Below are 25,899 nucleotides of genomic sequence, written 5' to 3' on the forward strand. Positions count from 1 at the left end.
CGTGCGCCGCTTTCGCCATCTCACCGACCAGCACCGCACAGGCACGCAGAACCGGCGTCTGGGCCTGATGCTGGCTTTCAACGCGGGTTCGATCAACGCCGGAGGTTTTCTCTTGGTGGGGCTCTACACCTCGCACATGACGGGCTTTGTCTCCATGCTGGCCGACAACCTCGTGCTGGGCAACACCGTACTGATGCTGGGCGCAGTCGGCGCCTTGCTGGCTTTCATCAGCGGCGCCGCACTGACCGCCATTTTGGTCAACTGGGCACGCCAGTACCGGCTGCACGGAAGCTACGCCCTGCCTCTTATCGTGCTTGCGCTGCTGATGCTGGTGTTCGGCCTCATTGGCGCCGTGACACTCGACTGGAAGACACCGTTTGCCGTGCCCGTCACGGTGTTGCTGCTGTCCTTCATGATGGGGCTGCAGAACGCCACGATCAGCAAGATGTCGTCCTCCGAAATCCGGACCACCCACATGACGGGCATCGTCACCGACCTGGGCATGGAGCTGGGCAAGCTGCTGTACTGGAACCGCCGCGGCAGACCGGCGGAGCAGCAGGTACGCGCCAACCGCCAGCGCCTGGGCCTGTACGCGAGCCTGCTTGGCATGTTTCTGTTCGGCGGGATCGCCGGCGCCCTGTCCTTCAAATATGTGGGCTTCGTTTTCGTGGTGCCACTCGCACTGTTGCTGCTCACGCTGGCCCTGCCACCGCTGTGGATCGACCGCGCACGCCTGCGCCTGATGCTGCGGCGCAGCGATCCGTCCGCCGCACCTCCCTCCCGCCACGACTCCTGATGGCACTTTTCGCAAAGCACCATGCAAACCCAGCTCGCTCCCGAATTCCAAGGCACGCCCGACGGCGCTGAGGCCGAAGCCATTCTGCGCAAATGCGTGCACTGCGGCTTTTGCTTGGCCACCTGCCCCACCTACCAGCTGCTGGGCGACGAGCTCGACAGCCCGCGCGGCCGCATCTACCTGATGAAGCAGGTGCTCGAAGGCGCCACGCCCACGCGCGCCACGCAGCTGCACCTGGACCGGTGCCTCACCTGCCGCAACTGCGAAACTACCTGCCCCAGCGGCGTGGAGTACGGCAAACTGGTGGACATCGGCCGCAAGATCGTCGACGACAAGGTGGCACGCCCCGCCATTGAGCGCGGCGTGCGCTGGGCGCTCAAGGAGGGCCTGCCCTCGCCGCTGTTCAGCCCGGCCATGAAGATGGGCCAGGCGGTACGCGGTCTTCTGCCGGAGAGCTTGCGGGCCAAGGTCCCGGCCAGGGAGAACCCCGGCGCGTGGCCCACGCGCGAACACGCCCGCAAGGTGCTGCTGCTGGCCGGCTGCGTGCAGCCAGCCATGATGCCCGGCATCAACAGCGCCACGGCGCGGGTGCTCGACGCCATCGGCATCCAGACCGTGGTGGCGCCCGACGCAGGCTGCTGCGGCGCCGTCAAGTTCCACTTGAACGACCAGGACGGCGGCAAAGCCGAGATGCGCGCCAACATCGACGCCTGGTGGCCGCAGGTGCAGAGCGGCGCGGTCGAGGCCATCGTCATGAACGCCTCGGGCTGCGGCGTGACGGTGAAGGAATACGGCCACCACCTGCAGCACGACCCGCAATATGCCGACAAGGCCGCCCGCGTCAGCGCCCTGACGCGCGACCTCTCGGAACTGCTGCCCGAGATCGCGCCGGCGCTGCAAGGCAAGCTGCGCCGCGTGCCTCAGGGCGTGGTCGCCTTCCACCCGCCGTGCACGCTGCAGCACGGCCAGCAGCTGCGCGGCGGCGTCGAGCAGCACCTGCGCGCGCTGGGGTTTGATATTCGCCTGACGCTCTGCGAATCGCATTTGTGCTGCGGCTCGGCCGGCACCTATTCGGTCTTGCAGGCCGATCTATCGCACCAGTTGCTGGAGCGCAAGATCGGCCACCTCGCGGCCCTGGAGCCTGTCGTCATCACCTCGGCCAACATTGGCTGCATCACCCATTTGCAAAGCGGCACGGCGACGCCGGTGCGGCACTGGGTGCAGGTGCTGGATGAGGCGCTGGCGTAGAGGGCTCGCAGCGCGACATTTCAAGCCAAATTGGCCTTCAGCGCTGGCTGCGCTTCAACGTGAGCTTCAGCCTGGATGAGCGGCTGTGGTGCTTCTTGTCCGAGCGCATTGAACAAGGTGCGCAGACAGCGCTGTAAGCGCCTGCGCCAGCCCATCGAAACGCGTACATTGGCGCTCACCCAATGTGACAGCACAAGGTAGCGCCATGTTTTCTTCCCTTGGCTTGAGGTTCTTTCTGGGCGCGGCCCGCGTCAGCTCTTTGGTGGCGCTGCTGCTTGCGGCGCCCGGCGCCATCGCAGGCCAGCCTGCGCAACCCGGCGCCAGCTCGGAGCCCCGCAGCAACGCCTTCAACGATCCGTTTCTTCAGGTCACCGACGCCATCCCCGGCTGCCCGGTGCCCGAAGGCCCGCTCTACACCGCAAAGGAAGTGCGTGAACTCGCCCATGTGCGCTCGCAGCACGGCGGCAGCTGCTACGGCGCGGGACGCTGCCGGCTGCCCAACTCCTATTTGTACGACGCGGATATCGTCCCGCGCTTGCAGCTGTACTTGCGCCAGGACGGCCGTTTCAACGACACCAGCGTGTGGGTGCTGGGCCAGCGCCGCATCGTCACCCTCATGGGCTGCGTGCAAAGCGCTTCCCAATCCGAGGCGATGGAGCACGCGGCCGCCCTGGTGGACGATGTGATGGGCGTCGTCAACCTCCTGTCCGTGGGCTCGGACCCACAAGCCGCCCGTTACCCGGTGGCAGCGTCGAAGCGGCCGTGAGGCCTGCACGGGCCTTGGACACGGATCGCACGATGCCGCTTTCCGGGTTGGGTCGTTCCCGGCAGGCGGCGGAGCAAGTTGGGCCCATGCGGGCGCGCACGGCCCCAAGGCCCCGATCAAGCTTGCCTTATATCAATTCAGATACAAGCGCAGGCTCGTCCGTTATGAGCTTTGCAGGACAATGGGAGGCATTGCTCGCCCGAGGTATCTCAGCCCGGTTTGCGGGCCACAGGCCGGGTCTGCCCGGCTGCGACCACCGTTTCTTACTCTCCTCGCTATCCCACCATGAGTGCTTTTCACGAAGAACGCGTGCTGTCGGTTCACCATTGGACCGACCGCCTATTCAGCTTTACCACTACGCGCGATCCCGCCCTGCGGTTCTCGAACGGGCATTTCACGATGATCGGGCTCAAGGTCAACGACAAGCCCTTGCTGCGCGCCTACAGCATCGTCAGCGCCAACTACGAAGAGCACCTCGAATTCCTCAGCATCAAGGTGCCCGACGGTCCACTGACCTCGCGCCTGCAGCACATCCAGGTGGGTGACAGCATCATCGTGGGCAAGAAGCCCACAGGCACGCTGCTGATCGACTATCTGCTGCCCGCCAAGCGCCTGTACCTGTTTTCCACCGGCACGGGTCTCGCGCCATTCCTGAGCGTCATTCGCGACCCGGAAACCTACGAGCGTTTCGAGCAGGTCATCCTGGTGCACGGTGTGCGCGAAGTGGCCGAACTGGCATACCACGACTACCTCACCCAAGAGCTTCCCGAGCACGAAATTCTGGGTGAGATGGTGAGCAAGCAGCTCAAGTATTACCCGACGGTGACGCGCGAGCCGTTTCGCAACCAGGGGCGCATTACCGAGCTGATCGAAACGGGCAAGCTCGCCGCCGACCTGGGCCTGCCGCAGCTCAACCCGCTGGAAGACCGCGCCATGCTGTGCGGCAGCCCCGAGATGCTGGCCTCGATCAAGGCGCTGCTGGAAAAGATGGATTTTGAAGAGGGCAATACCACGCGACCGGGCGACTTTGTCGTCGAGCGGGCCTTCGTGGAAAAGTAGCCGCTGGTTCACTCCCCGCGTACGCAACAGCCGCGTCTCCCTGCTTCGGTGGCAGGGCTCCCGGAAAGCCATGCCCCGGCGGGATATCTGGCGCGCAAGCACCCCCCTATACTCTTTCGGGACTTTGATCCGGAAGTGGCGCAGACGTGCTTTTCTGCCGAACAGCAAGATCAAAGGGAGAACCCACAGCCCCTTTCCATGACTCTGCGGGAGATCATTCGTGGACCGATTCCAATTCTGCGTATGGCTTCTGGGAGGATCGACACTTGCTGCATGGCCCGCGTCGCTGCTTGCGCAAGCGGCCACCAAGGGTTCTCAGCTGGACACGGCCTCAGCTGTGGACTTGGCAGGCCGCTTGCGCATGCTATCCCAGCGCATCACCAAGACCTACCTGCAGGTCGGCCAATCCATTGCAACTGCGCAGGCTGCCCTTATTTTGCATGCATCGATCAAGCAGTTCGAGTCGCACCTGGGCACATTGCAGGCCTTCCAGCCTACCCCCGCAGTGCGCAGCGCCATGGCCCATCTCGCAACCCAGTGGAGATACTTCAAGGCGCAACTGGTGGCTCCCCCCAGTGAGCAAGGCGCCAATATGCTCTACGACGCCAACGAGGCCCTGCAGCAGGCGGCGCACCGCAGCACCGTAGCCTATGAAAACGTGTCCACCGCGCCCCTCGACCATCTGATCGGCATCGCCGGGCGCCAGCGCATGCTGACGCAGCGTATGGCAAAGTTTTATTTTTACCGTACGTGGGGACTCTACGATGCTCCCTCCAACATGGAGTTGTACCTCAGCCGGGCACACTTCACCGCCGTACTGCCCGCGATTGAGAACTCTCCCTTTGTCTCTGAACGGGTCAAGGCCCACGTAGCACAGGTGCGGCGTGTCTGGGAGCCCTATCAGCAGGTCCTTTTCGCCAGCCAGAATCCTGCGCAGATGCGCAACGAGGCCGAACGGGTGGCCGAGCTGAGCGAAGTCGTGCTTGTCACTACCGATGAACTGGTGGCGTTGCTGCTGGCACAGGCACAGGGCATTGCACTGTAGATGCATGACTTCCGGTGCCTGCACGCCGCTGTGTACGGCGGCACCACGGCCGCCCCACCTTAAAGAGAACGGGGCCGGAAGAGGCCCTGCAGAGCGGGCAGGAAAGCGCACATGGGAAGCCCACGCCAGCCACGCTGAAATGCTGCATTTCGCCTATCGCTTCGCATCTCCATCAAGACGCGGAATGCCAAGCCTGTTGGCCTCGGAGCCTGTTCATGATCGCGCATTGCGCATGAACGGATCAGCCAGCGTCCGGCGCGTGCCGCGCCTCGCGCGACTCCTGCATCGCGCGGGCGCAGGCGGCGCCCAGCAGCAGCACGGCAGCGGAAAAGTAAATCCACATCAGCAGCGCCACCAGTGAGCCGGCCGCCCCGTACGCCGACACCACTGCCGCGCCCGACAAATAGGCCGAGAGCCCGTGGCGCCCGACGGTGAACAGCGCCGCTCCAATCAATCCACCCCACGCCAGGTAGCGCATGCGCGGCTTGGGGTTGACGCTGATGCGCATCAGGCCGATGAACAGCGCAGTGGCAAACAGGAACGACACGATCTCGCTCATGGCGACCAGCAGCGGCTGCCAGGGCAGGTGCGTGCCCAGCCAGTTGGAGGCAATGGCCATGCCCGCCGACACCAGGAGCGAGATCAGCAGCAAGAACCCCATCGCCAGGATGTATGACAGGCCGCGCAGCCGCAGCGACGCCGTGACCCACCATGCTGGCCGGCTGCTCACCGGTGCGTCTGGCTCTTGCCAGAGCTTGCAGAAGGCCGTTTGAAGCTCAGCAAACACGCCTGTCGCGCCCCAGAGGAGCAGAACCAGGGCGATCGCTGAAGCCCACAAGCCCTGTGTTGGTTCGCGCGCGCTTGCCAGGGCTTCGCGCACCACCGAGGCCGTGCGTTCGCCGGTGAGCAAGCGAATCTGTTCCAGCAGGTTGGTTTCCACCAGCGACCGGTCGATCCACCAGCCCAGCGCGGCCACGACCAGCACCAGCAAAGGCGCCAGGCTCAGCATGCCGTAGAAGGCCATGGCCGCGCTCATGCGCAGGCCGTCCGCACCCAGCCACATCTCGATGGCACGCAGCGGCCACCAGGTGCGGGGCGCGGGCGGGGCGCTGCGCGAAGCGGGTGATGCTGCGGGCGGCGCGGGCGGTACGGGTGGCGTCGGGGCTTGGCTCATACCAGCACTGTAGGGCACGGGGTGCGCCCGATCCGTCAGACGGGTCCCATGATTTAGCTATGTTTTCAATAGCTTAAGACGCTTTATGCATAAGCGCTAGAGCCCTATTTTCTTACAAATTTGGACCTAGCAAACGCCGCAAAGCTACCTCGTCCATCCCGCGCCGCGCCGCCATGTCCTGCACCTGGTCTTCGCCAATGCGGCCCACGCTGAAGTAGGTGCTGTCGGGGTGGCCGATATAGAAGCCGCTTACGCTGGCCGCCGGGTGCATGGCCATGCTGTCGGTCAACTCCATGCCAATCTCCTCGGCGTGGAGCACGCGGAACAGCTCGCGCTTGGCGCTGTGGTCCGGGCAGGCGGGGTAGCCGGGGGCGGGGCGTATGCCCTGGTATTTTTCGGCAATCAGCGCATCGTTCGATAAGGCCTCGTCCTTGGCGTAGCCCCACAGGTCGGTGCGCACGCGCTGGTGCAGGCATTCGGCAAAGGCTTCGGCCAGGCGGTCCGCCAGGCTTTTAAACAGAATGGCGGAGTAGTCGTCGAAGCTTGCTAGAAACTCCTTCTCCTTCTTCTCCACCCCCAGGCCAGCGGTTACGGCAAACATGCCGGCGTAGTCCGCAATGCCGCTGTCTTTGGGCGCGATGAAGTCCGCGAGACACCGGCTGGGGCGCATGACACCTTCCACCGCCAGCTTCTCGGTCTGCTGACGCAGGCCGTACCAGGTGGTGAGCACTTCGCTGCGGCTCTCGTCGGTGTAAAACTCGATGTCGTCGCCCACGCTGTTGGCGGGGTACAACGCCATCACGCCGCTGGCCTGCAGCCAGCGCCCGTCGATGATTTTCTTCAGCATGGCCTGGCCGTCGGCGAACACGCGCGTGGCTTCTTCGCCCACGATTTCGTCCTTGAGGATGGCGGGGTACTTGCCGGCCAGGTCCCAGGTCTGGAAGAACGGACCCCAGTCCATAAAGGGCACCAGCTCGTTCAAGTCAAAATTCTTGAACACGCGGCGCCCGAGCGCGCGGGGCGTTGTCGGGGTGAACGTGGTCCAGTCCACGGTGGTGCGGTTGGCGCGCGCCTGCGCCAGCGTCCACATCGGCGTCTGCTTCTTGTTGGCGTGCTGGGTGCGGACCTTGTCGTAGTCGGCACTGACCTCCTGCAGAAACGCTTCGGCGCCTTCGCCCAGCAGGCTTTGCGCCACGCCCACGCTGCGCGACGCGTCGGGCACATAGACCACCGGGCCGTCGTAGTGCGGCGCTATTTTCACGGCGGTGTGCACGCGCGAGCAGGTGGCGCCGCCGATCAGCAGCGGGATTTTCTTCACGCGGAAATGGTCGTCCTTGTGCATCTCGGCGGCCACATACTGCATTTCTTCCAGGCTGGGCGTGATCAGGCCCGAGAGGCCGACGATGTCGGCGCCCTCGGCCTTGGCGCGCGCCAGAATTTCGTGGCAGGGCACCATCACGCCCATGTTGATGACCTCGAAGTTGTTGCACTGCAGAACCACCGTGACGATGTTCTTGCCAATGTCGTGCACGTCGCCCTTCACGGTGGCGATGACGATCTTGCCCTTGGTACGCACGTCGCGCCCGGCCAGTTCGTCTTGCCGTTTTTCTTCCTCGATGTAGGGAATGAGGTGCGCCACGGCCAGCTTCATCACGCGGGCCGATTTCACCACCTGGGGCAGGAACATCTTGCCCGCGCCAAACAGGTCGCCGACGATGCTCATGCCGTCCATCAGCGGGCCTTCGATGACGTGCAGCGGGCGGCCGCCCTTGACCAGAATTTCCTGATACGCCTCTTCGGTGTCTTCCACGATGAAGTCGGTAAAACCATGCACCAGCGCGTGCGAGAGGCGCTCGCCCACGGTCTTGGGCGCTTCGGGCGTGCCGCGCCATTCGAGTTTTTTGCTCTCGTCCTTGGCGCCGCTCTTGGCGGTTTCGGCGATTTCCAGCAGGCGCTCGGCGGCGTCCGGGCGGCGGTTCAGGATGACGTCTTCCACGCGCTCGCGCAGCATGGGTTCGAGGTCGTCGTACACGCCCACCATGCCGGCGTTGACGATGCCCATGTCCATGCCGGCTTGGATGGCGTGGTACAGGAAAACGGTATGAATGGCCTCGCGCACCGGGTCGTTGCCGCGGAAGCTGAACGACACGTTCGACACCCCGCCCGAGACCTTGGCGCCCGGCAGGTTGGCCTTGATCCAGCGCGTGGCTTCAATGAACTCGACCGCGTAGTTGGAATGCTCTTCAATGCCGGTGGCGACGGCAAAAATGTTCGGGTCGAAGATGATGTCTTCGGGCGGGAATCCCACCTCATCCACCAGCACGCGGTAGGCGCGCTCGCAAATTTCAATCTTGCGCTGGTAGGTGTCGGCCTGGCCCTGCTCGTCAAACGCCATCACCACGGCAGCCGCGCCGTAGCGCCGCACCAATTTAGCTTGTTGCTTGAACGCCTCGACGCCTTCCTTCATGGAAATGGAGTTGACGATGGGCTTGCCCTGAATGCAGCGCAGCCCGGCCTCGATCACTTCCCACTTGGAGCTGTCGACCATGATCGGCAGGCGCGAGATGTCGGGCTCGGACGCAATCAGGTTCAGGAAGCGCACCATGGCCGCCTTGCTGTCGAGCATGGCCTCGTCCATGTTGATGTCGATCACCTGGGCGCCGTTTTCCACCTGCTGGCGCGCCACGGTCAAGGCTTCTTCGAACTGGCCGTTCAAAATGAGGCGCGCGAACGCCTTCGAGCCGGTGATGTTGGTGCGCTCGCCGATGTTGACAAACGTGGCTCTGGGGGACAGACCTTCAGCTCTGTCCTCCACTGAATAGGACGCGCCAATGGAAACGGGCTCAAGGCCCGACAGGCGCATTGGCGGAACGGAAACTTCAGACATGGAACTCACCTGTGCTGCGCGCGTGGCGCGGGAAACCAAAAACAGGTGAGCGTCGTTGCGGGGGTGAACCAGTTCCAAGCCTGACGACCGATGGGGGCCGCTGCAACGCTCCTTGGAAGCTTGGGATTTTAGGTCCGCGCAAATATCCAGGGGGAACAAGCTTATGCAGCCGACGCCGGCAGGCCAAACACCCGGTCAAAACACCAATTGAAGACGAAGGTGTAAACCAGAAAAAACAGCAACAGCCCAAGATCCATCAACAGCGCCTGCCACAGGCTCACGTCGAACCACCAGGCAAACAGCGGCACCAGGAACAGCACCAGCCCCCCTTCGAAGCCAACCGCATGCGCCACGCGCCGCGCCACGCTGCGCCCGCGCACGCTCTGGCGCGCCTCCCAGCGCTCGAACAAGGTGTTGAACACCAGGTTCCAGGCGACGGCAATGGCCGACGATGCCGCCGATATGACGGCGGAATGCACGGCGCCCTGGCCCGTGACGCTTGCCAGGCCCCAGGTGGCTACAGCGATGGCAATGATTTCGTAGACTGTGACATACACAACGCGGCGGCGCAGGCCGTGAAGGCCGGGAATCAAGGCATTAAAAGACATGTGGCGATTCTTGCAGGCTTTCTTCTGGCCGCTGGAGTGCATCCTATGCATGGCGCGCATAAACTTGTAACGGCGCTGCCTTGGACAATGGCATGGGGCAGGCATATGCTTCTCGGCTCACACGATCCCACAAGGAAACCTTCATGCAGCAAGCATCCGGCGCGGGCGCATCGCCCAGCCATCCCCTGCCCTCTTATCTGCAGGCCGATCATCTCGGGCCCTGGGGCAACTACCTCAAGCAGGTGGACCGGGTCACGCCCTACCTGGGCAATCTCTCGCGCTGGGTCGAAACGCTCAAGCGCCCCAAACGCATCCTGATCGTGGACGTGCCGATCGAACTCGACAACGGCACCATCGATCACTTCGAAGGCTACCGGGTGCAGCACAACCTCTCGCGCGGCCCCGGCAAGGGCGGCGTGCGTTTTCACCAGGACGTGACGCTGTCGGAGGTGATGGCACTGTCGGCCTGGATGTCGGTCAAAACGGCCGCCGTGAATGTGCCCTATGGCGGCGCCAAGGGCGGTATTCGGGTGGACCCCAAGACGCTCTCGCGTGCTGAACTTGAACGCATGACGCGCCGCTACACCAGCGAAATCGGTCTGATCATTGGCCCGAGCAAGGACATCCCGGCGCCGGACGTGAATACCAACGAGCAGATCATGGCCTGGATGATGGACACCTACTCCATGAACACCGGCGAGGCCGCCACAGGCGTTGTCACCGGCAAGCCCGTGGACCTGGGCGGGTCGCTGGGCCGGCGCGAAGCCACGGGCCGCGGCGTGTTTACCGTGGGCCTGGAAGCGGCGCACCACACGGGCCTGAAGATCGAAGGCGCCCGCGTGGCAGTGCAGGGCTTTGGCAATGTGGGCGGCACTGCTGCCAAGCTGTTTTGCGAAGTGGGTGCACGCCTGGTTGCGGTGCAGGACCACACCGGCACCATCGTGCATGAGGGCGGCCTGGACGCCGTCGCACTGCTTGCGCACGTGGCCAGCACGGGCGGCGTGGCCGGATTCCCCGGCGCGGAAAAGCTGGCAGACGAAGACTTCTGGGGCGTGCCCTGCGAGATCTTGATTCCGGCCGCGCTGGAAAGCCAGATCACGGCCGAGAACGCGCCCAAGATCCACGCCAAGCTGGTGATTGAAGGCGCCAACGGCCCCACCACCCCCGAGGCCGACGACATCCTGCACGACAGCGGCGTGCTGGTGCTGCCCGACGTGATTGCCAACGCCGGCGGCGTCACGGTGAGCTACTTCGAGTGGGTGCAGGACTTCTCCAGCTTCTTCTGGACCGAAGACGAGATCAACGCCCGCCTGGTGCGCATCATGAAAGAGGCCTTTGCCGGCGTCTGGCAAACGGCGCAGGAGCACAAGGTCAGCCTGCGCACCGCCACCTTCATCATCGCCTGCACGCGCATGCTCCACGCCCGCGAGATGCGCGGCCTGTATCCATGAAGCGGGACAACGCGGGAATTTGAATCTTTTTGCCCACTAGGGCAATAAGCATAAGCGCCTGAAGCTATTAAAGAGATAGCTGCAGGCGCTTATTTTTTGGGTGTCGGTGAAATAAGCGCCGACCATGGAACGCAATGTTCGGGGCATGGATGCGCGTTCTGCGCTACAACGGTGGCTATGCCAAGCACTTCCCCCACCCTCATCACCCCCCGCCTCGCTGACCTGGGCCATGGCCTGACCGTGCGCCGCCTGCTGCCTGCAGCCGCGCAGCGCAGCGTCGGCCCCTTTGTTTTCTTCGACCATGCCGGCCCGGTCACGCTCGCCGCTGAAGACACAAGCGCGGCGGATGTGCGGCCGCATCCGCATATTGGCCTGGCGACAGTGAGCTATTTGCTCAGCGGCGAAATCATCCACCGCGACAGCCTGGGTACACACGCGCGCATCCGGCCGGGTGCCGTGAACTGGATGACCGCCGGGCGCGGCATTGCGCATTCAGAACGCTTTGAGCACCCGGCATCCTTTGCCGGCGGCGGCCTGGAGCTGTTGCAGCTGTGGGTGGCGCTGCCCGAGGAACTGGAAGAATGCGAGCCCGCATTTGCCCACACCGACGCCGATGCGCTGCCGGTGCGCGATGCGGGCGGCGCGTGGCTGCGGGTCGTCGCAGGCACCGTGTATGGCCTCACCAGCCCGGTGCAGACGGCCTCGCCACTGTTCTATGTGCACGCCGAACTGCAAGCGGGCGCAGAACTGGCGCTGCCTACAGGCTACAGCGAGCGCGCTGCCTATGTGGTGCGCGGCGCGCTGGAATACCAAGGCACACGCTACAGCGCCGGCCAGATGGTGGTGTTTGCGTCCGACGCCACGGGTGCCCTCAGCGCGCCAGAGGCCACCACGGTCATGCTGCTGGGCGGCGAGCCGCTGGGCCACCGCCATCTGTTCTGGAATTTCGTCTCAACCAGCCGCGAACGCATCGAGCAGGCCAAGGCCGACTGGGCTGCCGGGCGCTTCACCCTGCCGCCGGACGACAACAAGGAGTGGATTCCGCTGCCAGGCACTCCGGCAGCGCCCCTGGCCGAGCCCGGCGCGGGCACGGTGCCACCGGCCAACGCGTCTTGAGCGCCCGTCTGCTGTTTCAGGCCGGCTGCGCTTCGCGGTAGAACGGCCGCAAGCGCGGCGCTTCTTTGGCGACACCCGCAGCAATCGCGGCGATATGGTCCGGCGTGGTGCCGCAGCAGCCGCCCACGATGTTCACCAGCCCCTCGGCCGCGAACTCGTGCACCAGGCGGCTGGTGACCTCGGGCGTCTCGTCAAAGCCGGTATCGCTCATGGGGTTGGGCAGGCCCGCATTCGGGTAGCAACTGATGAAGGTGTCGGGCGCCGCCTTGGCCAGCTCCTGGATGTAGGGGCGCATCAGCGCCGCGCCGAGCGCGCAGTTCAGGCCCACGGCCAGCGGCTGCGCGTGGCGCACGCTGTGCCAGAAGGCCGTCACGGTCTGGCCCGAGAGGATGCGGCCCGAGGCATCGGTGACGGTGCCGCTGATGATGATGGGCAGGCGCTCGCCGGTTTTTTCGAACACTTCATCAATGGCAAACAGCGCCGCCTTGGCGTTGAGCGTGTCGAAAATCGTCTCGACCAGAATCACGTCAGCCCCGCCTTCGATCAGCGCCTCGGTCTGCTCGAAGTAGGCCGCGCGCAATTGCTCGAAAGTGATGTTGCGCGCACCAGGGTCGTTCACGTCGGGGCTGATGCTCGCGGTCTTGGGCGTCGGGCCAAGGGCGCCGGCGACATAGCGCGGGTGATCCGGCGTTGAAAATTTGTCGCAGGCGGCGCGGGCGAGCTGCGCCGAGGCGAGGTTCATCTCGCGCGCCAGGTCGGCCATCTTGTAATCTTCTTGCGCAATCGTTGTCGCGCCAAAGGTGTTGGTCTCGATGAGGTCGGCGCCAGCGGCCAGATAGCGCTCGTGGATATCGCGGATCACGTCGGGCCGGGTGATGCTGAGCAGCTCGTTGTTGCCCTTGACGTCGCGCGGGAAATCCTTGAAGCGCTCGCCCACGCTGCCCGGCCCGCTGTAGCCCTCGCCCCGGTACTGCGCCTCGCCCAGCTTGAAGCGCTGGATCATGGTGCCCATGGCTCCGTCGAGGATGGCGATGCGCTTCTGAAGAAGGGCGGGGAGTTGCTGGGCGCGGGTGTAGGGGAGTGCTTGCATGGGCAAATTGTAGGAAATACGCTGCGTGCCCCGGTTCTGCAGGGTCATGCCGCACTGCAGCGTGCAAACCCCAGCGCCGCCTCCAGCATGTGCCGCACATGCGGCTGCACCTGCTCCGCGCGCTCGGGCAGGTAGGCAAATGGCAGCGCCTCCTGCATGTAGCAGCACTGCGTCATCTCCAATTGCACGGCGTGGATGCCACGTGCCGGCTCGCCGTAATGGCGGGTGATGTGGCCGCCTTTGAAGCGGCCGTTGAGCACCGCCGTGTAGCCGAGCGCGGCCTGTGCGATGCGCAGCAGCTCCTGCGCCAGCTCTGGCGCGCAACTGGCGCCGTCGGCGGTGCCCAGGTTGAAGTCGGGCAGCTTGCCTTCGAAGAAGCGCGGCAGCACGGAGCGGATGGAATGCGCGTCCCACAGCACGGCCACGCCATGGAGCGCTCGGATGCGGTCGAGTTCGGCTCGCAGTTGTGCGTGGTAGGGCGCCCAGATGGCGTCGCGGCGCGCGGCAATCTCGGCGGCGTCGGGCACGTCGCCGCGCGGATAGAGCGGGGTTTCGTCAAAGTTGTCGATGGGACACAAGCCGGTCACGTTCTGGCCAGGGTAGAGGCTGGCGCCGTCGGGCGGGCGGTTCAGGTCGATGACGTAGCGCGAATGCGTGGCGGCGAGGATGGACGCGCCCATGTCCTTGGCAAAAGCGTACAGGCGCTCCAGGTGCCAGTCGGTGTCGGGCACCTCGCGCGCCTCGGGGTGCAGGCGTTCGGCGAGCAGCGGGGGCAGGAAGACGCCGCCATGCGGAATGGAAATCAGGAGCGGCGCAGTGCCCTGGTGGAACACGAAGGGCGGTGGCGCGCTCGGGTGGGTGATCGGATTCATGGCGGGCTCCAGGTTCGGTCAATCGGCTGCGATGGCGGCCCCTCGCGCAGCGACGAAACCGCGTGCGGCCTCGTCGTGCAAGGCGTGGCGGCCAGCCACCACGCGGGGCGTGCCCGCCACCCACAGGCTGTGCAGCGCGCTGCTGCGCTGGCTGGCAAAGACATGGGCGGCAAGCATGCGCTCAGCGTCCAGGCCCGCCAGCGCCACATGCTGCGCATCCAGCGCCAGCATATCGGCTTGCTGGCCGACGGCCAGTCCCGCCACGTTGCGGCCCGCGGCCTGGGCGCCGCCGTGCACCGCCTGCTGCGTCATGGCCGTGGCGACCTGGGCGTGGGCACTGCTGGCCAATACGTTGCGCTGGCGCAGTGCCAGGCGCTGGCCGTATTCAAGCAGCATCAGCTCCTCGGCCACGTTGACGCAGGCGTGGCTGTCCGAGCCCACGCCCCAGGCGCCTGCGTGCGCCAGCCACTGCTGCATGTCGAAAAGGCCGTCCCCCAGATTGGCTTCGGTGCTGGGACACAACCCCGCGACGGCGCCGGTGCGGGCAGCTGCGGCGTATTCAAACGGCTTCATGTGCGTGGCATGCACCAGGCACCAGCGCGCGTCTACGGGAACGTGGTCCAGCAGCCATTGCACCGGGCGCTGTCCGCTCCAGGCGATGCAGTCCTGCACTTCTTGCGTTTGCTCGGCAATGTGGATGTGGATGGGCGCCTGCGGGTTCAAAGCGGTGATGCCAGCAACGGCTTCGCGCAGGCTGTCCGGCGGCACGGCGCGCAGTGAATGCGGAGCCAGGCCCAAAACAGCCCCTTGCGCTTGTGCAGCGGGCGTCAGGCGCTCCAATAACGAGAGCATGTTGTCGGTGCTGCGGATGAATCGGGCTTGGGCGCTGCGCGGCGCTTGTCCACCAAAACCGCTGGTCTGGTAGAGCACGGGCAGCAGCGTCATGCCGATGCCCGCCGTGCGCGCGGCGCGCAGTAGGGCGTGGGCGAGCGCGGCATCGTCGGCATAGGGCTGGCCGTCCGGGGCGTGGTGCAAATAGTGAAACTCGCACACCGAGGTGTAGCCAGCCTCCAGCATTTCCACGTAGAGCCAGGTGGCAATCGCCTCCAGACTCTCGGGTGTGATGTGGGCCGCAAAGCGGTACATGAGGTTGCGCCAGCTCCAGAAGCTGTCCTGGCTCCTGGCGCGGTACTCGGTGAGGCCGGCAAAGGCGCGCTGGAAGGCGTGCGAATGCAGGTTGGGCATGCCGGGGAGCAGCGGGCCGGGCGCTGCCAGGACGCCGGCAGGCGGCGCAGCGCCTTCTTCGATATGGGTGAAGCGCCCACTGGGGTCCCACTGCAGCAGCACGTTGCGCGCCCAGCCGGTGGGAAGCAAGGCGTCGGCAGCGAAGAGTTGTCCAGCGGGTTCCTCAGACGCCATGGCTGGCTCCTGGCGCAGACATTTGCGCACCGCCCTGCACCAAGCGCCCCTGGCGCACGATGGTGCAGGCCGGTTTTTGCCCCAACCAATACGCCAGTTCTGCCGGCTCGGCAAACGGCCACAGGACGAAGTGGGCCGGGCGGCCTGCGGCGAGGAGGCCGTGCGTGTCCTGCAGGCCGAGTGCGCGCGCCGCGTTTGTGGTGATGCCGGCGAGCGCCTCGGGCACCGTCAGGCGAAACAGCGTGCAGGCCATGTTGGCCATGAGCAGCAGGCTGAGCGCGGGCGAGGTGCCGGGGTTGTGGTCGGTGGACACGGCCATGGGCACGCCCGCTGCGCGCAGAGCGGCAATGGGCGGCACCTGCGTATCGCGCAGCGTGTAGTAGGCGCCGGGCAGCAGCACGGCCACGGTGCCTGCGGCGCGCATGGCGGCGATACCGGCTTGCGACAGATGCTCGATGTGGTCGCACGACAGCGCGCCATAACGGGCCGCCAGCGCCGAACCGCCCATGTCCGACAGCTGCTCGGCGTGGAGCTTGACCGGGATGCCCAGTTGCTGTGCGGCGCGAAAGACCTGCTCCGTCTCGGCCAGCGTGAAGGCGATGCGCTCGCAGAACACATCGACCGCATCGACCAGGCCCTCGGCAGCCAGCGCGGGCAGCATCTCGTTGCACACCACGTCGATATACGCTTGGCTGCGGCCCGCGTATTCGGGCGGCAGCGCATGCGCGCCCAGAAAGGTGGGGCGCACCGTGACGCCCAGCGCCTCGCCCAGGCGGCGCGCCACGCGCAACTGCTTGCGCTCGTGCGCGAGCGCCAGGCCGTAGCCAGACTTGATTTCGATGGCGCACACGCCTTCATCGAGCAACGCCTGCAGCCGAGGTGTGGCGAGTTCAAACAGTTCGTCTTCACTCGCGGCGCGCGTGGCGTTCACGCTGGAGACGATGCCGCCCCCAGCCTTGGCCACCTCTTCGTAGCTGGCACCGGCCAGGCGCATGGCAAATTCGTTCGCCCGCTGGCCGCCATAGACCAGATGGGTATGGCAATCGACCAGGCCCGGCGTGGCCAGCGCACCGCCGCCATCGAACTGCGCCAGCGCGGCGTACGCGGCGGGCACGGCGCGTTCGGGGCCCACCCAGCGCAGCATGCCGCCTTCGACCACCACGGCGGCGCATTCGGCTGCCGCCGGCGCCACATCGGGCACGGCAAGTTCCGGCACCAGGCGCAGGTTGCGCCACACGCCTGTAGCGGAAACAGTTGAAGACATCATGCGCACCCCGAAAAAACTATGATTTTGATAGCTGCTAGCGCTTTATGGGTAAGCGCTAGAGGCCATTTTTACTAAAATTTTATTGTGTTGGAAAGCACTTCACGCAGGCTCCAGCAACACATGCTGGAGCACGCTGTCCCCAGCATTCGCCTCGGGCGCCACGTTCCAGCCGCAGTCCTCGTCGGCCCACCAGCACCCGACATCCGGCGCCAGCACCACGGCCTGCCCGCCCGCTGCAGCCAAGGGCGCCAGGGCCCAGCGGCCCTGCACTGCCCACAGCAGCCCGGCGGGCCGTGCGGGCAGCAGCGCAGGGCTGCGCAGCACGCGCACCGCGCCGCGCCAGTGGCCCCGGCGCGTCATCAGGTTGAAATCCTGCGACGTGCCGCCCAGCAGCTCGCAGTCCATGCCGCCATCGCCTGCAAAGGCAAAGGGTTGCAGCGCTTGCTCCAGGCGGTGGTCGATACCGGTTTCTGGCTGGCGCAGATGCACGCCATCGCCCGTGAGCAGGGTGATGACCCGGTCCACCCCGGCAAAGCGCGAAAACGGGCCGCTCTGCGCAATCGTCGCCACGCTCACGCGCCAGTCGAAATGCTCCATGTCCGCGCCCGGCGGCCAGCAGGCGAGCTCGCGCGTGGCGCCGCCGCCGTTCTTCCAGGGGGTGGCGGGCACCTGGCCCAGGTCGAAATGCTGCTGCGCCATGCGGGTCACGCCACCAGCAGCGGAAACAAAGGGTGGTCCATGGGCGCGCCTGCGGGCAGGGTATCGGCCAGGCCGGGAAAATCGGGCGAGGTGGTCCAGCGGCGCGGCGCGTGGCGCGTGTCGTCGCCCAGGAAGCGCACCGAGAACACGCGGCGGCGTCCCGGCCCCTCGAACCCACCCGCCCCATGCAGTGTGAGCATGTGAAAACACACCACATCGCCGGGCGTGATGTCCCAGCCCAGGATGCGGTGCGCGCTGCGGTCGGCTTCGATGTCGGGCAGGTCCTGCAGGCTGCCTTCGGGGAACCATTGGGCCTGGTTGTCCATGAAGGTGCGCGGCATGAGCCACGGCCCGAGGTGCGAACCGGCCACAAACTCCAGCGTGGCCGGGCGCGGCACCGGGTCCACCGGAATCCACATGCTGATGTTCTGGGTTCCCTCAATGTTGTAGTAAGGCTGGTCCTGGTGCCAGGGCGTGCGCTGGCGGGTACCGGGTTCCTTGACCAGCACATGGTCGTGGTACAGACGCACCGTGGGGGACTGCATCAGGCGCTGCGCGGCGGGGGCCAGCGGTGTTTCGCGAATCAAACGCTCGAACTGCGGGATGGCCTGCCAGTTGCAGAAGTCTTCGAAGAAGCGGCCGGGGTCGTCCGGGCGACTGGCCACCTTGGCGCGCGGGCTGGGCGCTGCCAGGTTGGCGTCGATGCCAGACTGCAGCAGCGCGACTTCCTCGGCCGACAGCAACTGGCGGATGCAGATCGCGCCGTCGCGCTGGAATTGCGCGACCTGTTCGTCGCTCAAGCTCTGCTGCACGCGGCGCTGCAGAGCTTCAGGGGTGGGAACTGTTGTCATGTGATGCCTTTCCTGCGTCTCAGCGCGCCGCCAGGTCGGCCAACGCGCGGTCAAAAATCTGGCGGGTTCGCAGCCAGACCAGCTCGCGCCAGTCATCGTCCGACGGGTAGAAGAATTCCACGATCGCGGCCTTGACGCGCTGGAACTCCTGGCCGCTCAACTCGCCGCGCAGGTGCAGGAAATGGTCGTCCAGCACGGCGAGGTGGCCAACCTGAACGCCGTCGTACGTGCCGCACTCGATCACCAGTTGGGTGAAGCGCTTGCCCGCCATCAGGTCCACCATGGCTTGCGAGGTGTAGCCGGTGGCGGCGGCGGAGATTCCGGTGTCGGTGGTCTGGTCGGGCCGGGTCAGGATTTTGTAGATCCATGCGCCGTAGATGCGTTCGGCGTCGGCCAGCCCAGGGTACTCGCGTTCGGCAATCGCCATCAGCATCGGGTGCCCGTAGGCGCCAGCGCCGGTGTGCAGGTCGAAGCTGATCGCATCGCTGCAATCGCCGCAGAACTTTTCCATGATGCTGCGCAGCGTGAGGTGGGACCAGGCCGGCTCAAAGCCGCCGAAATGCAGGCCATCGGGGTGCTTGTACTGCCCTGCCGCCAGTCCGGACCGGAGCGCGGTTGCGCCCTGCGCCTGCACCTGGGCTTCCCAGGCGGCATCGGATTCGGCGCGCTTGGCGCCCGTGCCGCACTCTTTGGTAAACAGCGGGTGCAGGGCTTCATAGGCTTCGTTATCGGGTAGCGGCCGCGCGAAGTCCAGGTAGTTGCGGTTCAGGTCGATGTTGTCCTCGTTGACGCGGCGCTGCCACGAGGTTCCCCAGGGGTTGATGAGGTGCACCATCAGGATGCCGACCTTCGGGTCGCGCTCGCGCGTCGCCAGGTGATCGAGGTATTCGGTCTGGCACATCGATCCATAAAAACCCTCGACGCCATGCGTTCCGGACACCGAGACCAGCCATTTCCGGGTGCCCGGTTGTGCCAGCACAGCCACGTCGGTAAACAGGTCTTCGCCCTGCAGACCCTTGAGTGGATGCGGGTAGTGGTGGAGGGTGGCCTGCTGCCTGCTGGCAGCGGCAAGAAACTGCGCGCGCAGCTCCACGTAGCTTTTTGCCTTTGATGCTGCAGGAGCGTTCATGAGGTGGCCTTGTACTGTTGGTTTCCGGAAAAAATGCGCCATCCAGGGGCTCCAGGGTGCGTGCAGCCGTTGCGCTGCCTCCCCTTGTACCCCGGCGCCTGTGCATCACTTCACCATGGGCAACTTCAGACCTTGTTTCTTGGCCGTTTCCACCGCCAACTCATACCCCGCGTCCGCATGGCGCATCACGCCGCTGCCGCAGTCGTTGACCAGCACGCGCGCCAGGCGCTCGGCGGCGGCGTCTGTGCCATCGGCCACGATGACCATGCCCGCATGCTGCGAGTAACCCATGCCCACGCCGCCACCGTGGTGCAGACTGACCCAGGTGGCGCCGCCAGCGGTGTTGAGCAACGCGTTGAGCAGCGGCCAGTCGCTGACCGCATCGGTGCCGTCCTTCATGGCTTCGGTTTCACGGTTGGGGCTGGCGACCGAGCCGGTGTCGAGGTGGTCGCGGCCAATCACGATGGGGGCTTTGAGCTCGCCACTTTTCACCATCTCGTTGAAGGCCAGGCCGGCCTTGTCGCGCTCGCCCAGGCCCAGCCAGCAGATGCGCGCGGGCAGGCCCTGGAAGGCGATGCGTTCGCGCGCCATGTCGAGCCAGCGGTGCAGTGGCTTGTCGTTGGGGAACAGCTCCTTGAGCTTGGCGTCGGTCTTGTAGATGTCTTCCGGGTCGCCCGAGAGTGCCACCCAGCGGAACGGCCCCTTGCCTTCGCAGAACAGCGGCCGGATGTAGGCGGGCACGAAGCCGGGGAAATCGAAGGCGTTTTTCACGCCCTGGTCGAACGCCACCTGGCGGATGTTGTTGCCGTAGTCCACCGTCGGGATGCCCATGGACTGGAAGTCCAGCATGGCCTGCACATGCACGGCACAGGATTGGGAGGCCGCTTTGGTCAGCGCGGCGTGCTGCGCGGGGTCCTTTTGCGCGGCTTTCCACTTTTCCACGCTCCAACCGCTGGGCAGGTAGCCATTGATGAGGTCGTGCGCCGAGGTCTGGTCGGTCACCAGGTCGGGGCGCATGCCGCCCGCCTGGGCGCGGCGCACGAGTTCGGGAATGATGTCGGCCGCATTGCCGAGCAGGGCGATGGAGACAGCCTCTTTGGCCGCCGTGTGTTGCGCGATGAGTTCCAGCGCGTGGTCGATGTCGTGGGCCTGCTTGTCGACATAGCGGGTGCGCAGGCGAAAGTCGATGCTGCTTTGCTGGCATTCAACGTTGAGCGAGCAGGCGCCCGCCAGCGTGGCGGCCAGCGGCTGCGCGCCGCCCATGCCGCCCAGGCCGGCGGTCAAAATCCATCGACCCGCCAGGTGGTTGTCGTAATGTTGGCGGCCGGCTTCGACGAATGTTTCAAACGTACCTTGCACGATGCCCTGGCTGCCGATGTAGATCCAGCTGCCCGCCGTCATCTGGCCGTACATGAACAGGCCCTTGCGGTCGAGTTCGTTGAAGTGCTCCCAGTTCGCCCATTGGGGGACCAGGTTGGAGTTGGCGATCAGCACGCGCGGCGCGTTCTCGTGCGTCTTGAACACGCCGACCGGCTTGCCCGACTGCACCAGCAGGGTTTCATCGCTGCTGAGGTCTTTGAGCGAGGCCAGGATCTGGTCGAAGCATTCCCAGTTGCGCGCGGCGCGGCCAATGCCGCCGTAGACGACCAGGTTTTTCGGGTCTTCCGCCACTTCGGCGTCTAGGTTGTTCTGGATCATGCGGTAGGCCGCTTCGGTCAGCCAGTTTTTGCAGGTGAGCTGGCTGCCGCGCGGCGCGCGGATCACACGGCTGGCATCAAAACGGGGATCGGTGGACGTTGCGGTAAGGATGGCGTCGTTGGCGTTCATGGGGAGGCTCCTGAAAATGCGTGGACTGGAATAAGGCGGGCTCAGGCGTGGCTGGGCAGGCAATGCAAAAGCGGCGCAGGCCACGTGGACTGCTGCGCCCATTCGCGCATGGACTCGATGTCGGGTGCGAGGAAACGGTCCTGCTCCAGGTAGGCCACACGCTGGCGGATGGCGGCGAACTGGGCCTCGATGAGCGGTGAACTCTTGAGGGAGCGGTCAAACTCCATGCCCTGCGCTGCGGCCATGGCTTCGATGCCGACCATCACCGCTGCATTGCGCACCATGTCGCCCAGGCGCCGCGCGCCGTAGGTGGCCATGGACACATGGTCTTCCTGGTTGGCGGACGTGGGCAGACTGGTCACGCTGCTGGGGTTGGCCAGGCACTGGTTCTCGGCGGCCAGGGCAGCGGCGGTGACCTGCGCAATCATGAAACCCGAGTTGACGCCGCTGTCGCTGATCAGGAAGGCGGGCAGGCCCGAGAGGCCGGGATCGAGTAGCAGGGACAGGCGCCGCTCGGAGATGGCGCCGATCTCGGCCACGGCCAGCGCAATGATGTCGGCCACAAAGGCGACCGGCTCGGCGTGGAAGTTGCCGCCGGAGATCACGTCTCCGTTGTCGAAGACCAAGGGGTTGTCGGACGCCGCATTCGCCTCGATGGCGAGGACGCGCGCGGCGTGCTGCAGGTTGTCCAGGCACGCGCCCATCACCTGCGGCACGCAGCGGATGGAATACGGGTCCTGCACGCGGCCGCAGTGCGGGTGCGAGGGGTCGATGGCACTGCCGTCGAGCAACGCGCGCACGGCCGCAGCCACCGCGATCTGCCCCACCTGGCCGCGCGCTTCGTGAATGCGCGCGTCGAACGGTTTCACCGAGCCCTTGATGGCTTCAAGCGACAGGCAGCCCGCCACCAGCGCGGCGGCAAACACATCTTCCGCGCCAAACAGGCCCGCAAGCGCCAGCGCAGTGGACACCTGCGTGCCATTGAGCAGCGCCAGCCCTTCCTTGGGGCCGAGAACGAAGGGCACCAGGCCCACGGACGCCATGGCTTCCTTGCCGGAGACGATCTTTTCATTGACCTTGGCCTGGCCTTCGCCAATCAGCACACAGGCCATGTGTGCCAATGGCGCCAGGTCGCCCGAGGCACCCACCGAGCCCTTGGCGGGGATCACGGGCAGCACGTTGGCGTTGGCCAGCGCCAGCAGGGCCTCGGCAATTTCGGGGCGGATGCCCGAGTGCCCCCGCGCCAGGCTCACGGCCTTGGTGGCCAGCACCAGGCGCACCACGCCGTCGGGCAGCGCCTCACCCGTGCCCACGCTGTGCGAGAGCACCAGGTTGCGCTGCAGCTCGGCCAGGCGCTCGTGGGCAATCTTGGTGCTCGCCAGCTTGCCGAAGCCGGTGTTGATGCCGTAGACCACCTGGTCTTCATCGACGATGCGCTGCACCGTGGCTTGCGAGGCCTGCATGCCTGCGCGCGCTGCGGGGTCGAGGCTCAATGCCACAGGCGCGGCATGGATGCGGCGCAGATCGGCCAGCGTGACCTTTCCGGGATGCAGGGTGAGGGTGGTGGTATGCATGCTGTTTTTCCTGTCTATACAAGTAGATACGAAAGAGCGATGACGGCGATTTGGATCAACCGATCACCGTGTTGCCATCGGTGCGAAAGCGGCTGCCCAAGCGGTAGCGCGTGGCCGGGTGCAGGCAGCGCACCAACGTGACGGGCACAGTGCGCGACCACGTGCGCCGCGTGAGTTGCAGGCACGGTTCGGTGGCGGGCATTTCCAGCCATGCCGCTTGCTCTGGTGTTGGCAGCACGGCATCCACCACATGCTCCACCTGGTCGAAGGGGGCGTTGCGGATCAAGTACTCCGAAGGCGGAATATGCGAAAAGTCTTGCGCAATGAACTCCGGTGCCTGCTGCGGGCTGACGTAGCGGTCTTCCAATTGGACCGGGACACCGTTTTCGCGGTGCAGGCACAGCGAGTGGAATACCGAGGCTCCCATGCGCAGGTCGAGCGCAGCGGCCACCTCCAGCGTGGCGGAGACCCGCTCTACCGACAGCATGTCGCAGCGGTAGTCGTGCCCGCGCTGGCGAATCTCGCTCGCCAGGTTGGCAATTTGCAGCAGTGTGGACTGGGGCTTGTCTTCGGCCACAAAGCTGCCAACGCCCGCCACGCGCACGATGCGGCCTTGCTCCATCAGCTCGCGCAGCGCACGGTTGACGGTCATGCGCGAAATGCCGAATTGCGCTACCAGCTCGTGTTCAGATGGCAGGCGGTCGCCTGCGCGCCAGGTGCCTTCCTGGATCTTGCGGGAAATGAAGTCCTTGACCTGCTGGTACAAGGCCATGGCAGGCACGACCACCGGGGTCTGGGCCGGATGGCGGGGTGTCCTCGCGGTGCGGGGCTTGGTAGCGTTGTTCATGGGTTGCTGTACTTGTATATACAGGTTAACCGAATTTCGCCACGCGGGTCAACCCCTGGCCTTGGTTTACCGGGCCTGCACCGGCAGCACCACCCGCACTTCCAGCCCCGGCTCGGCATTGCGCAGCTCCAAGCGCCCGCCATGCGCCTGCGCCACCAGGCGGCACAGGTACAGGCCCAGTCCCACGCCACCCGTGGCGCGCTGGCGGGCGCTGTCGGGGCGGTAAAAGGCCTGCGCCAGCTGCGCCAGGTGCTCGGGCGGAACGCCCGGGCCGTAGTCGCGCACTTCAATTCCTAGTTCGTCGCCGTGCAGTTGCAGGCGCAGTTCGGGCGGCGCGGCGGCGGCATTGCCGGAGGTCTGGCCGAAGGGGTGGTTGTGGCGCAAGGCGTTGTCCAAGAGGTTGCGCAGCAGCAAGCGCATGCGCGCGCGATCAAGTGCAACTGGGGCAAGGCCCGGAGGCGCGTGGATGGCAATGGCCGCAGCGCCCGCGTGGCGGTTGCCCAGCTCGGCCACCACTTCGCGCGCCAGAGCGACCAGGTCCACGCTTTCGCGGTGCAGGGCGGCGTGGCTGCCGGCCAGGCGCTCGCTTTCCAGCAGGTCGGTGATGAGGCGCGCCATTTCGCCCAGGTCGCGCAGCAGGGCCTGGCGCTGCGGGTCCACGGCGGGGGTTTCGGGCAGCAGTTCGGCGTTCAGGCGGGCGCGCGTCAGCGGGCTGCGCAGCTCGTGGCTCATGGCCAGCAGCAGGGCGCGCTTGGCGTCGAGCATCTGGCGGATATCGCCGCCCATGGTGTTGATGGTGGCGGCCAGTTGCCCCAGCTCGTCCGGTTTGTGGGCACAGCGCACGGGTATGGGCTCGTCGAACGCGCCCGCGCCAAAGCGCTCGGCACCGGCGCGGATATCGTCCAGCGGGCGCAGCAGTCGGCGCACATACAGATAGGCCAGCGCCGTGAGCAACAGCAGGACGCCGAGCGTGATCCAGGCGATGCGCGGGCGCTGTTGCCAAGTCTGCATGTTCAGGCCGAACTCCAGGCGGTGGCCATCGGCGGTGGTGCGCAGCAACAGGTTTTCGACCCCCTCCCCGCCCGCGCCATGGTGCCATCCGGAGTCGCGTGCCCAGCCGGGGCGGGGTGCATCCGGCTGTGAATCCCAATTCACCGTGGGCCCGGAGATGCGCAGCGTGATCGGCAGCCGCGTGGTGATGGCCTGGGCGCGCGCTATGCTGGGCGGGCTGCCCACCTCGCGCGCCAGATGGTCCACATAGTCGACCAGTAGCGGGCGGGCCGCCTCACGCCAGCCCACAGACACCGCCTTTTGCACGCCGCCGATAAATGTGACGGCCATGGCCAGCGCCAGCAGCACAAACACCAGAACCAGGCGCAGCCGCAGCGAGCGGTGCACGGCCTGGCGCGCGCGGCGGTGCCAGGGTGCCTGGGCTGCATGCCGGCCCTTCGACGTCCTCCTCATGCGACGACTCGGCGCAGAGCCAGCGTGTAGCCGGCGTTGCGCAGGGTTTTGATGGCATCCAGCGGCTCGAGCTTCTTGCGCAGACGGCTGACGACGATGTCTACCGCTCGGGTGTAGAGCTCGGCCTCGTGGCCACGCAGGTCGTTGAGGATGTCGTCGCGGCTCAGCACGCGCCCGGCTTCTCGCGCCAGCAGGTGCAGCAGGTCGAATTCGGTGCCGGTGAGTTCCACCTCCTGGCCCAGGCACTGCACACTGCGGCGCGCTGGGTCGATGCGCAGGCCCTCGAACTCCAGCACGTCGGGTGAACCCGGCGGCTCGGCTGGCGGTGTCGTCTTCATGCGGCGCAGCACAGTCTGCAGGCGGGCAACGAGTTCGCGCGGCTCAAAGGGCTTGGGCAAGTAGTCGTCGGCACCCAGTTCCAGCCCCACCACGCGGTCCATCACCTCGCCACGGGCGGTGAGCATGATGAGGGGAATGTCGCTGGTGCGCCGGATGCTGCGGCACAGCTCGAAGCCGTCCATCTCTGGCAGCATCACGTCGAGGATGGCGGCGTCAAAGCCGCCCTGGGCCAACCGGGACAGGCCCTCGCTGGGGCGCAGCGCCTGCACCAGTTCCAGCTCGAAGCGCTGGAAGTAAGTGGTCAGCGGGGGCCCTAGCTGTTCGTCATCGTCGATGAGCAGGATGCGGTGCATGGTGCGGGAATTCTCGCC

General features: G+C 65.8%; 22 protein-coding genes and 1 riboswitch. Of the genes, 7 read left to right on the plus strand and 15 right to left on the minus strand.

Annotated elements, in window-relative coordinates; all coding sequences use genetic code 11:
* Position 1 precedes the first annotated feature (1 nt).
* The 5 genes from C6571_RS06475 (at position 2) to C6571_RS06495 (ending at position 4,914) form a co-directional block, all read left to right on the plus strand.
* Complete coding sequence (locus tag C6571_RS06475; RefSeq protein ID WP_211300707.1) at positions 2-796, plus strand: YoaK family protein; 795 nt, start codon at positions 2-4, stop codon at positions 794-796.
* A gap of 21 nt (positions 797-817) precedes the next feature.
* Positions 818-2,044 carry a glycolate oxidase subunit GlcF gene (glcF, locus tag C6571_RS06480; protein WP_106445966.1) on the plus strand — a complete coding sequence of 409 codons (1,227 nt, stop codon included), beginning with the start codon at positions 818-820 and terminating at the stop codon, positions 2,042-2,044.
* A 205-nt stretch (positions 2,045-2,249) separates the two neighbouring features.
* Positions 2,250-2,810 (plus strand): BON domain-containing protein, encoded by a 561-nt coding sequence (locus tag C6571_RS06485; RefSeq protein ID WP_106445967.1) that lies wholly within the window; start codon positions 2,250-2,252, stop codon positions 2,808-2,810.
* Positions 2,811-3,095: 285 nt separating this feature from the next.
* Positions 3,096-3,869 (plus strand): ferredoxin--NADP reductase, encoded by a 774-nt coding sequence (locus tag C6571_RS06490; RefSeq protein WP_106445968.1) that lies wholly within the window; start codon positions 3,096-3,098, stop codon positions 3,867-3,869.
* 361 nt (positions 3,870-4,230) lie between these two features.
* Positions 4,231-4,914: a type IV pili methyl-accepting chemotaxis transducer N-terminal domain-containing protein gene (locus C6571_RS06495; protein ID WP_245901433.1), complete on the plus strand. Its 684-nt coding sequence runs from the start codon at positions 4,231-4,233 to the stop codon at positions 4,912-4,914.
* A gap of 241 nt (positions 4,915-5,155) precedes the next feature.
* On the opposite strand, the gene C6571_RS06500 is transcribed toward C6571_RS06495, so the two are convergent.
* From C6571_RS06500 to C6571_RS06510, 3 genes are all read right to left on the minus strand, one after another.
* Positions 5,156-6,088 (minus strand): YihY/virulence factor BrkB family protein, encoded by a 933-nt coding sequence (locus C6571_RS06500; protein WP_106445970.1) that lies wholly within the window; start codon positions 6,086-6,088, stop codon positions 5,156-5,158.
* Positions 6,089-6,200: 112 nt separating this feature from the next.
* A complete protein-coding gene (gene metH, locus C6571_RS06505) occupies positions 6,201-8,975 on the minus strand; it encodes a methionine synthase (protein WP_106448081.1) in 2,775 nt (924 codons plus the stop codon).
* A 40-nt stretch (positions 8,976-9,015) separates the two neighbouring features.
* Positions 9,016-9,095, minus strand: a riboswitch (S-adenosyl-L-homocysteine riboswitch).
* A 41-nt stretch (positions 9,096-9,136) separates the two neighbouring features.
* Complete coding sequence (locus C6571_RS06510; RefSeq protein WP_106448082.1) at positions 9,137-9,583, minus strand: PACE efflux transporter; 447 nt, start codon at positions 9,581-9,583, stop codon at positions 9,137-9,139.
* 143 nt (positions 9,584-9,726) lie between these two features.
* Between C6571_RS06510 and C6571_RS06515 the strand changes: the two genes are divergently transcribed.
* Both C6571_RS06515 and C6571_RS06520 read left to right on the plus strand, forming a co-directional pair.
* Positions 9,727-11,034 (plus strand): Glu/Leu/Phe/Val family dehydrogenase, encoded by a 1,308-nt coding sequence (locus C6571_RS06515; RefSeq protein ID WP_106445971.1) that lies wholly within the window; start codon positions 9,727-9,729, stop codon positions 11,032-11,034.
* Positions 11,035-11,211: 177 nt separating this feature from the next.
* The gene (locus C6571_RS06520; protein ID WP_106445972.1) at positions 11,212-12,150 is read left to right on the plus strand and encodes a pirin family protein; all 939 of its coding nucleotides are present in this window, start codon (positions 11,212-11,214) and stop codon (positions 12,148-12,150) included.
* Between the two features lie 16 nt (positions 12,151-12,166).
* Here the strand turns inward: C6571_RS06520 and C6571_RS06525 are convergent, their stop codons facing one another.
* The 12 genes from C6571_RS06525 to C6571_RS06580 form a co-directional block, all read right to left on the minus strand.
* Entirely contained in the window at positions 12,167-13,240 is a 1,074-nt protein-coding gene (locus tag C6571_RS06525) for a homocysteine S-methyltransferase family protein (protein WP_245901435.1), read from the minus strand.
* A gap of 44 nt (positions 13,241-13,284) precedes the next feature.
* The gene (hutG, locus tag C6571_RS06530; RefSeq protein ID WP_106445973.1) at positions 13,285-14,112 is read right to left on the minus strand and encodes an N-formylglutamate deformylase; all 828 of its coding nucleotides are present in this window, start codon (positions 14,110-14,112) and stop codon (positions 13,285-13,287) included.
* 18 nt (positions 14,113-14,130) lie between these two features.
* On the minus strand, positions 14,131-15,531 hold the full coding sequence (locus tag C6571_RS06535; RefSeq protein ID WP_106448083.1) for a formimidoylglutamate deiminase: 1,401 nt from the start codon (positions 15,529-15,531) through the stop codon (positions 14,131-14,133).
* On the minus strand, positions 15,521-16,798 hold the full coding sequence (gene hutI / locus C6571_RS06540) for an imidazolonepropionase (protein ID WP_420852912.1): 1,278 nt from the start codon (positions 16,796-16,798) through the stop codon (positions 15,521-15,523). The genes C6571_RS06535 and hutI overlap by 11 nt, the downstream gene beginning before the upstream one ends.
* Before the next feature lie 99 nt (positions 16,799-16,897).
* Entirely contained in the window at positions 16,898-17,497 is a 600-nt protein-coding gene (locus C6571_RS06545; RefSeq protein ID WP_106445974.1) for a HutD/Ves family protein, read from the minus strand.
* A 5-nt stretch (positions 17,498-17,502) separates the two neighbouring features.
* Positions 17,503-18,348: a phytanoyl-CoA dioxygenase family protein gene (locus tag C6571_RS06550; protein WP_106448085.1), complete on the minus strand. Its 846-nt coding sequence runs from the start codon at positions 18,346-18,348 to the stop codon at positions 17,503-17,505.
* Between the two features lie 19 nt (positions 18,349-18,367).
* Positions 18,368-19,477 carry a DUF2817 domain-containing protein gene (locus tag C6571_RS06555; protein ID WP_106445975.1) on the minus strand — a complete coding sequence of 370 codons (1,110 nt, stop codon included), beginning with the start codon at positions 19,475-19,477 and terminating at the stop codon, positions 18,368-18,370.
* Positions 19,478-19,582: 105 nt separating this feature from the next.
* On the minus strand, positions 19,583-21,304 hold the full coding sequence (hutU, locus tag C6571_RS06560; RefSeq protein WP_106445976.1) for a urocanate hydratase: 1,722 nt from the start codon (positions 21,302-21,304) through the stop codon (positions 19,583-19,585).
* Positions 21,305-21,345: 41 nt separating this feature from the next.
* The gene (gene hutH / locus C6571_RS06565; protein WP_106445977.1) at positions 21,346-22,878 is read right to left on the minus strand and encodes a histidine ammonia-lyase; all 1,533 of its coding nucleotides are present in this window, start codon (positions 22,876-22,878) and stop codon (positions 21,346-21,348) included.
* Positions 22,879-22,933: 55 nt separating this feature from the next.
* Positions 22,934-23,650, minus strand: a complete 717-nt coding sequence (hutC, locus tag C6571_RS06570) for a histidine utilization repressor (RefSeq protein WP_245901510.1) — start codon at positions 23,648-23,650, stop codon at positions 22,934-22,936.
* 141 nt (positions 23,651-23,791) lie between these two features.
* Entirely contained in the window at positions 23,792-25,189 is a 1,398-nt protein-coding gene (locus C6571_RS06575; protein WP_106445979.1) for a HAMP domain-containing sensor histidine kinase, read from the minus strand.
* The gene (locus tag C6571_RS06580) at positions 25,186-25,881 is read right to left on the minus strand and encodes a response regulator transcription factor (protein ID WP_106445980.1); all 696 of its coding nucleotides are present in this window, start codon (positions 25,879-25,881) and stop codon (positions 25,186-25,188) included. The genes C6571_RS06575 and C6571_RS06580 overlap by 4 nt, the downstream gene beginning before the upstream one ends.
* Positions 25,882-25,899: the final 18 nt, after the last annotated feature.

The organism is Simplicispira suum (assembly GCF_003008595.1).
In the GTDB taxonomy this organism is placed as follows: Bacteria; Pseudomonadota; Gammaproteobacteria; order Burkholderiales; family Burkholderiaceae_C; genus Simplicispira; species Simplicispira suum.

What these genes read in the sequence shown, in the direction of transcription:
- C6571_RS06515 (WP_106445971.1), top strand. Translation starts at nt 9,727, where the DNA reads ATGCAGCAAGCATCCGGCGCGGGCGCATCGCCCAGCCATCCCCTGCCC.
- metH (WP_106448081.1), bottom strand. Translation starts at nt 8,975, where the DNA reads ATGTCTGAAGTTTCCGTTCCGCCAATGCGCCTGTCGGGCCTTGAGCCC.
- hutI (WP_420852912.1), bottom strand. Translation starts at nt 16,798, where the DNA reads ATGATGTCTTCAACTGTTTCCGCTACAGGCGTGTGGCGCAACCTGCGC.
- hutH (WP_106445977.1), bottom strand. Translation starts at nt 22,878, where the DNA reads ATGCATACCACCACCCTCACCCTGCATCCCGGAAAGGTCACGCTGGCC.
- C6571_RS06580 (WP_106445980.1), bottom strand. Translation starts at nt 25,881, where the DNA reads ATGCACCGCATCCTGCTCATCGACGATGACGAACAGCTAGGGCCCCCG.
- C6571_RS06555 (WP_106445975.1), bottom strand. Translation starts at nt 19,477, where the DNA reads ATGAACGCTCCTGCAGCATCAAAGGCAAAAAGCTACGTGGAGCTGCGC.
- C6571_RS06575 (WP_106445979.1), bottom strand. Translation starts at nt 25,189, where the DNA reads ATGAGGAGGACGTCGAAGGGCCGGCATGCAGCCCAGGCACCCTGGCAC.
- C6571_RS06535 (WP_106448083.1), bottom strand. Translation starts at nt 15,531, where the DNA reads ATGGCGTCTGAGGAACCCGCTGGACAACTCTTCGCTGCCGACGCCTTG.
- C6571_RS06490 (WP_106445968.1), top strand. Translation starts at nt 3,096, where the DNA reads ATGAGTGCTTTTCACGAAGAACGCGTGCTGTCGGTTCACCATTGGACC.
- hutG (WP_106445973.1), bottom strand. Translation starts at nt 14,112, where the DNA reads ATGAATCCGATCACCCACCCGAGCGCGCCACCGCCCTTCGTGTTCCAC.
- hutC (WP_245901510.1), bottom strand. Translation starts at nt 23,650, where the DNA reads ATGGCCTTGTACCAGCAGGTCAAGGACTTCATTTCCCGCAAGATCCAG.
- C6571_RS06545 (WP_106445974.1), bottom strand. Translation starts at nt 17,497, where the DNA reads ATGGCGCAGCAGCATTTCGACCTGGGCCAGGTGCCCGCCACCCCCTGG.
- C6571_RS06495 (WP_245901433.1), top strand. Translation starts at nt 4,231, where the DNA reads ATGCTATCCCAGCGCATCACCAAGACCTACCTGCAGGTCGGCCAATCC.
- C6571_RS06550 (WP_106448085.1), bottom strand. Translation starts at nt 18,348, where the DNA reads ATGACAACAGTTCCCACCCCTGAAGCTCTGCAGCGCCGCGTGCAGCAG.
- glcF (WP_106445966.1), top strand. Translation starts at nt 818, where the DNA reads ATGCAAACCCAGCTCGCTCCCGAATTCCAAGGCACGCCCGACGGCGCT.
- C6571_RS06520 (WP_106445972.1), top strand. Translation starts at nt 11,212, where the DNA reads ATGCCAAGCACTTCCCCCACCCTCATCACCCCCCGCCTCGCTGACCTG.
- hutU (WP_106445976.1), bottom strand. Translation starts at nt 21,304, where the DNA reads ATGAACGCCAACGACGCCATCCTTACCGCAACGTCCACCGATCCCCGT.
- C6571_RS06510 (WP_106448082.1), bottom strand. Translation starts at nt 9,583, where the DNA reads ATGTCTTTTAATGCCTTGATTCCCGGCCTTCACGGCCTGCGCCGCCGC.
- C6571_RS06500 (WP_106445970.1), bottom strand. Translation starts at nt 6,088, where the DNA reads ATGAGCCAAGCCCCGACGCCACCCGTACCGCCCGCGCCGCCCGCAGCA.
- C6571_RS06525 (WP_245901435.1), bottom strand. Translation starts at nt 13,240, where the DNA reads ATGCAAGCACTCCCCTACACCCGCGCCCAGCAACTCCCCGCCCTTCTT.
- C6571_RS06485 (WP_106445967.1), top strand. Translation starts at nt 2,250, where the DNA reads ATGTTTTCTTCCCTTGGCTTGAGGTTCTTTCTGGGCGCGGCCCGCGTC.